4 protein-coding genes are annotated in these 5,409 nt (G+C 43.5%); all 4 read right to left on the bottom strand.

Features of this window, described 5'->3' with window-relative positions; all coding sequences use genetic code 11:
* The coding region (locus BCU94_RS11330; RefSeq protein WP_102476452.1) for a DmsE family decaheme c-type cytochrome at positions 1-701 on the bottom strand (701 nt) is incomplete at its 3' end.
* A gap of 591 nt (positions 702-1,292) precedes the next feature.
* Positions 1,293-1,913 (bottom strand): 4Fe-4S dicluster domain-containing protein, encoded by a 621-nt coding sequence (locus tag BCU94_RS11320; RefSeq protein ID WP_102439415.1) that lies wholly within the window; start codon positions 1,911-1,913, stop codon positions 1,293-1,295.
* A gap of 200 nt (positions 1,914-2,113) precedes the next feature.
* The gene (locus tag BCU94_RS11315; RefSeq protein ID WP_102439416.1) at positions 2,114-2,734 is read right to left on the bottom strand and encodes a DMSO/selenate family reductase complex B subunit; all 621 of its coding nucleotides are present in this window, start codon (positions 2,732-2,734) and stop codon (positions 2,114-2,116) included.
* Between the two features lie 14 nt (positions 2,735-2,748).
* Positions 2,749-5,292: a DMSO/selenate family reductase complex A subunit gene (locus BCU94_RS11310; protein WP_102476450.1), complete on the bottom strand. Its 2,544-nt coding sequence runs from the start codon at positions 5,290-5,292 to the stop codon at positions 2,749-2,751.
* Positions 5,293-5,409 lie beyond the last annotated feature (117 nt).

Below are 5,409 nucleotides of genomic sequence, written 5' to 3'. Positions count from 1 at the left end.
AGGAAGGGACCACGTTTTTCGGCGTGACAGCTATAACAAGTGTCATTAACGGTTGGTTTAACTAAGGCGTTTTCACTCATTGAACCGTGCGGCGCATGACAATCAATACAGGTCATTTGGTCCCATTTCATTGGGTGTGATGAGCGCTTGTTCATGTCGGCTTTTTCTTGGGTGTGACATGAGGTGCAGGTGTCATTAACCGACAGTTTATCTAATGCAGGATCTGTGGCTGCGTGAATGGTGTGACAATCGCTACAGGCAATTTCTTCAAGATTATGGGTGCTGGTATGCCACGCCATTTGCTCTGGGTCGTTATGGCAACCTTGGCAAACGGTATTTTGGGTTGGGGCAGACAATTTGCTGTCTTTACCAAAAGCAATCATCGGCTCTTTACCGCCGCGATTATGCTGGCCTTGTGGGCCATGACAGGCTTCGCACTGTAACCCTGCCATCGGTGATTGACTGTTATTACCTTGGCCGTGTGCGCCATCAAATAACGCCATGACGGTTTCATTTTTACGGTGACAGGTTAGGCAGTTGTCAGCGCCTTTAGGGGAATAATTTCCTTCAGCGAACTTCTCAACTAACTGTTGTTCTAATTGTGTTGAGCTGAGGTCATCCCATGGGGTGGCATTAGCGCTGGTATGGGGAATTAATATTGAAGAAGCGCCAATTATTAATGCAAGGATCATTTTTTTCATAAATGTCATTCCCTTAAATTATTAAATAAGTCATTAGGTGTTTTATATGGGCGCTATTTTAGGTGAGATATTAACGATTATTCATTTGTTAAATATTGATGGTTTAATTTTGTGGAGTTCAGCAAGAAAGAGATTTAAAGGTGATTTGTAGTGGGTTTTAGTTGGTAATAGTTTTCATTTGTAGTTAAAGCAATTTTTTTGATTTAATACCCACAATCAGGTACTTAACTTATGTCTTAAAAAAAAGTTGTTTCTTTATAGTTTGAGCTTTGTGTTGATCTTGCTATCTTCAAGTGTTTATTTAGCAATCAAAGATGTAAGATCTGGTTCACAATTACATTAATTAATAATGTTAAATATAAAAAAGCGCGCAGATTATTAGAAATGAATAATGGCAATATTAAGCTGACCGCGTGTGATTGTGGTTTTACCGATCAGGGCAGATTAACTAAAATCTTTAATCAAACTATGGGCATTTCCCCAAGTGAATTCTTGCTTACTAAATAATACCTTAGCTGCCGATGAGTGACTGGTGAATCCGTTAGTTATTCACCAGTGGAGCCGCATTAGCTACAGTCCTAATCACTTCAACTAATATCGCTTACCCATGTTGCCCTTGGGTTTATTAGTCGAGGAGGTTATTGGCTGTCCACCTAAAAGCATATTGGGGGAGGTAATGTGTGCTGAAGGCAATGAAGAGATATTTACTTCAGTGCCGTATTTGCTTCTTAACTCATGGATCAAGCCGAAGTCTAATGCGCCTTTTGGACAGGCATCGACGCACAAAGGTAGGCTCTGTTGCTCGATTAGCTCGAAGCAACCGTCGCACTTCACCATCACTTTACGTGTTGGGTCGAGTTGGGGCGCTTCATAAGGGCAAGCACGGGCGCAAGAACCGCATCCAACACATGTCTCTTGAGCAACATGAACTAAGCCATCTTTGGCACGTTTATGCATCGCCCCTGTTGGGCAGGCCAATACGCATACTGGTTCGCTACAATGGTTGCAGGATACTGATAAATAATAGGTCGAGATATTGGGTTGTTTTGATAATGCCGTAGGAATGCGTTCATCGCCATATTTATAGACCCGTCGAGTGCTGACGGATTTTTCCACATCAAATTTTTTATTACACACGCGATGACATTTTCTACAGCCAACACATTTACGTGTATCAAAATAGAATCCATATTGGGTAATTTCTGCAGTCATAGGCTTGTTGATAATACCAGTTATAGCGCGGATAAAGAGTAATTAACGTGATGCTGTATTAGCTATGCTACATGGAAATGTGGTGATTTTTTGGGTTTTATTCTATGACCCTACTTAGGTCACATTAAATACGATTATTTATGCTAAAAAAGCTAGCCAAGTATCAATATACTTGGCTAGCTAATTGGCTTTATGACGTCTTAAACTTCAGAGAAGTTGACGATTTCACCATCACGACCGCCATTCACATTCGCTTTAATAATCAAGTTCGGCGATGTAATGCTTTCTGGTGGTAAAGGTGCAATGTGGCCATCACCATTACCATATTTAGCGCGGAGGTTGTCCATGGTGTCAAAGTCCATTGCACGTAACGGGCAAGAGTCAATACACATTGGATTTTTACCTTCAGCTAGACGCTCATAACAACCATCACACTTGGTCATTACTTTACGTTCTTGGTCTAGTTGTGGCGCATCATATGGACATGCTCTAGCGCAGCTATTACAGCCAATACATAAATCAGTTGCCACGTGCACTAAGCCATCTTCACGACGTTTGTGCATTGCCCCTGTTGGACAAGCTTTTACACAAACAGGCTCAGAGCAGTGATTACAGCCAATTGAGGTGTAATAAGTGAATACGTTTTGCTCTAGGCTACCGTTTTGGTTTTCAACCCATTGTCCGCCGCCATATTCATATACACGGCGCCAGTTGATACCGACTGGTAAGTCTTTTCTATCTTTACAAGATACTTGGCACGCTTTGCAACCAGTACACTTAGCAGTGTCGAGATAAAAACCATATTGGATATTAGTGGTCATTGTTATTTACTCCATTAAGCTGTTGCAATTTGTACACGGTTGGTATGTTGTGGGTTACCTTTAGTCACCGGAGTTGGGTGATACTTAGTTAACGTATTAATGCAGCCCCCAATATCGATGATGTGACCTGAGCTACCAATACGGCCTGCAGGATCTGGGGTATACCAAGCGCCTTGACCAACCATTGCCACACCTGGTGCCACACGTGGTGTGACACGAACAGGTAATTCAATTGTGCCGCGATCATTCCATACTTGTGCTTTTGCCCCTTGGGTAATACCTCTGGCATTGGCATCTTTTGGGTTCATCCATACAGCATCTTCAACCGCTTCACGTAACCAAGGTACGTTGTGGTAGCTTGAGTGAGTACGGCCTTTAGTATGGAAACCACATAGCTGTAATGGGTAATCTTTCGCTGCTTCTTCATCTTCGAAGCCATCCCATGTCACTACATATTTTGGTAGCGGAGTAATTTCATCGCCATCAAGTAAGGTCCAAGTAGCGGCTTTTTTAGCTAAAGACACTGAGTAGATTTCAATTTTGCCACTGATGGTAGGTCTTGGAGCTGCTGCAGGATTGGCTACATAGTCTTTTAAGGCAACAACAGTGTTAGTCATATATTTTCTGAATAAGCCCACTTCTTGCGCTTCGCCATAGGTGGCTGGCATATCAACATCAGTATTTGCAGCGCGGGTACCAGCGTAAATATCTTCACACCAATCACGACCTGTTTTACCTTCAGTATATTCGCCGCCTTTACCCATTTTGTCTGCAATACCAGCACAGATGTCATACATTGATTTTGCATCACCTAGCGGGTTAAGCGATGAACTCATCATGGTTGCATAAGCCATTTGACCTGATGCATAGCTGTCATCAGCAAGATCTTCTGACTCAAGCCAAGTGGTATCAGGCAGAATAATATCGGCGTATCGAGCTGAAGGCGTCATCCAGCAATCACAAACAACAATCAGCTCACATTTACTTTCATCTGCAAGGATTTCAGCGGTGCCGTTACTGTCTGAGTGTTGGTTGATCAAGATGTTACTTGAAGTATTAATGATCACTTTGATGTTGCTGTTTAACTTGGCACTGTTGTTGTCTTCGATTTCATTTAAGGCGTTGCTAGCGTAACGAACGCCGTCAGTGGTGCCAGTAAATTCTTCACCACGGACAATGGCATCAGACCAAGAGAAACAAGGAATGGTAATATCAACTGGGTTGTTACCAGCTGGCAAACCACCACCAAGTGGGAACTGGTTGCTTGATGGCATGGCGCCGGTGCTAACACCCGCTTGGCCGAGTTTACCCGTCATAATAGAAAGCATATAAACTGCGCGAGTATTTTGGTCACCGTTAGCATGACGGCTGACACCTGCGCCGGCAGAGATGTATGGAGCTTTAGCATTCATTAACTTGGTTGCAAGTTCACGAATGTTGTCAGCGGTAACACCACAAATCTTTTCAGCCCACTCAGGGGTGCGAGCGCCTTGTCCAAGGTATTTACCCATACCCATGATGTAGTCATGGTAGTTGTCTTCAGGATTAATATATTGTGCGTGCTCACGCTTGTTTTGGTCTTGTTCAACTTCTAGTTCGGCTTTTAGTCGCTCAAGTGACGCTTTGCTATAACCAACACAATGGCTTTCTAAGAAAGCGGCAGAGTTATCGTTAACCCAGCCAGTATCAATCATGTGGTGAATAACGGCTTCAGCAAGCGCTGCATCAGTACCTGGACGAACAGCTAACCACTTGTGTTCATTACCACGCATTGAGTCGGTATAGCGCGGCTCAACCATATACACTTCGATACTATGTTTGTTATTTTCAAGCGCTTTAATGAAGTCATAGCCTTCACCAGAACCTGATTGACGAATTTCGTTTGGATTAAAACCAAAACCAATGAATAAATCACTGTTTTCGATTTCAGCCAAACTTGAACCACCAATCGAGTCCCATTTGTCGCCATAAGTGGCCATTGCCGCCATGTAAACTTGCGACCATGAATAATCCCAATGATGGTTTAAGAATCCACCATTTAGGTTAAGTAATCGACCCCAAGTGGCAGCATTGTTTGCAAAACCGTAGTAGGCGCCAGTTCCATAGTTAAAGTAGATTGACTCGTTGCCATGTGTACTTGCTGTTTCTTGTAGTTTCGCTGCAATTTCTGCGTAAGCATCGTCCCATGAGATAGGTACAAACTTACCTTCACCACGTTTGCCAATACGCTTCATTGGGGTTTTTAAACGATCCGGCGCATAGGTGCGTTGCTTTAAAGAGCGGCCACGGGCGCAGGCACGGATTTGGTGGTTAACCCCGTATTCGTCAGTGGTTTCGTGATCAGCTTCAATGCGGGTAATGACTCCATCACGGCTAAATACTTTAATTGGGCAGTTTGAGCCACAGTTAACCAAGCAGGCAGACCAATTCATTTGCTCATCAGCCACAGGTGGCGGAGTTGGGGTGACATTGGCATCATCTGAACTGGTTTTACAACCGGTTACCGTTGCTGCACAGCCAAGTGCTGCACTCGCTTTTAAAAAACTTCTACGTTCCATTGATATATCCTCTCGTAGCATTAACGATGCGTCTTAGCGCAATTGGTAGGTAAACGACAACATCACTTGGTGCGCGTTGTAGTTATGGTTGATATCGCCCAGAGTAATCATCCCCGG

This window comes from Shewanella sp. 10N.286.52.C2, assembly GCF_002874545.1.
GTDB lineage: Bacteria > Pseudomonadota > Gammaproteobacteria > Enterobacterales > Shewanellaceae > Shewanella.
Note: the sequence above shows the minus strand (reverse complement) of the source record. Positions and strands in the feature narration are given on the sequence as shown.

Coding starts and splice junctions, on each gene's coding strand:
- BCU94_RS11310 (WP_102476450.1), bottom strand. CDS start 5,292: ATGGAACGTAGAAGTTTTTTAAAAGCGAGTGCAGCACTTGGCTGTGCA.
- BCU94_RS11320 (WP_102439415.1), bottom strand. CDS start 1,913: ATGACTGCAGAAATTACCCAATATGGATTCTATTTTGATACACGTAAA.
- BCU94_RS11315 (WP_102439416.1), bottom strand. CDS start 2,734: ATGACCACTAATATCCAATATGGTTTTTATCTCGACACTGCTAAGTGT.